The organism is uncultured Campylobacter sp. (assembly GCF_938045465.1).
Taxonomy (GTDB): Bacteria; Campylobacterota; Campylobacteria; order Campylobacterales; family Campylobacteraceae; genus Campylobacter_B.
This window is the reverse complement of the sequence record NZ_CALIBF010000132.1, coordinates 1-1379: the sequence shown is the minus strand read 5'-3', so window position 1 is coordinate 1379 and position 1379 is coordinate 1. Positions and strand designations below refer to the sequence as shown.

At 43.7% G+C, this 1379-nt stretch carries 1 protein-coding gene; it reads right to left on the bottom strand.

From position 1 onward, the window contains the following. Positions 1-161: 161 nt before the first annotated feature. Positions 162-1259: a hypothetical protein gene (locus Q0413_RS06455; protein ID WP_298988164.1), complete on the bottom strand. Its 1098-nt coding sequence runs from the start codon at positions 1257-1259 to the stop codon at positions 162-164. Positions 1260-1379: the final 120 nt, after the last annotated feature.

Genomic DNA, 1379 nt, shown 5'->3' with positions numbered 1-1379 from the left:
TTAATAGCGAGCTGTTTGATAAGCGGAGGAGGGTAGGTTAGGCGGAACAAATTTTACTTTTTCGCTCGCTCTAAATAACAAAGTAGGGCGGCTGCGACTAGCACAATTATAATAGCGATTTTATCTGCTTTGCCATGCCATAGCCGTATAAATTTTAAAATTTAGCCCTTTTGACGGCTTAAAATTTTAGAAATTTTTGCGGCGTCGTAAGTTTTTGCCTGCGCTTTTAGAAACTCGCAAAGCCCCTTCTGCTTGCAAAGGCCGTGAGCGAGCAAAAACTCCGCCGTGTCTGTATCATCCAGTACTGCGGCTAGCTTAATCAAGCCCGTTAACTCATTTTGCGGTAGCTCGCGCAAGCTTTGAAATTTTAAAATTTCCTCTACATAGCGTAGCCTTCCGTCGCGGAATTTTTTAAATCTCGCGCTATTTATGAACTCACGAGCGCGTGGATCAGGCGGATTTTTATATGCCGAAACGATAAAACCTGCATCTCGTAAAAATAGCAGCTCTCCGCCTGCAACCGAGCTTACCACTCCGCTAATATCTGTAGCGCCCAGCTCAAGAAGCAATGAAAACGTCTCAAAATCTCCGCACGATGTGGCTAGATGTAACGATCCGCGTGCATGTATATTTGCGCCGTGCTCTACCAAAAATCGCACTAATCGCAGCACATCCGCATTTTTTAAAATTGTGCGACGTCCTAACTTTTCGCTTGGAGTTATCAAATTCTTTTCGTCTGCACCCAAATCAGCGCTGCTTGGCGCATCAATACCCGCACCAAAATCAAGCGGACAGCCGTAAGAAATCGCAGTTTGCAACGGCGAGCCGATATATCCTTCATTGTAGTTCAAATCAGGCTTAAACGCAAGTATTCGAGTAATTCGTGTAAAATCAAGCTTTCCACTTCGCATTAGTTTCATATTTGCAATAAATGGCGTAAAAATTCGCTCGCCAAACTCCCCGAAATCCTCGTCGATCCTGTCCCTGTTTTGCGCCGCGAATTCCAAAAGCGCGTCCAAGCCCGCATCTATCTGTGCATCGCTAGCATTTTCATCGTAAAAAATTTCAAAATTCGGCTGCGGCAAATTTGACGCCGCCTGCTGCGTAGTAGAAGCCGCCGCATCCTCTTTAGCGGCGCCGAAAGCGCAGACCGCAAGTAAAAGCCACAAAAAGATAGAATTTTTCATATCGCCCTCGCTTAAATTTTGCGCGATTATATCAAATCTAAGGCTAAATTTAACGGCGTCTTGAAATTTCATAAAAAGCAAACGGCAAATAAATTTAGCCCAAAAAAGCGCCTTTTGATTTTAATTTCGCTAGAATTAGCCATAAATAACCTAAACAAAGGAGCGGCAAATGAAACTACTTTTTACTTTGAT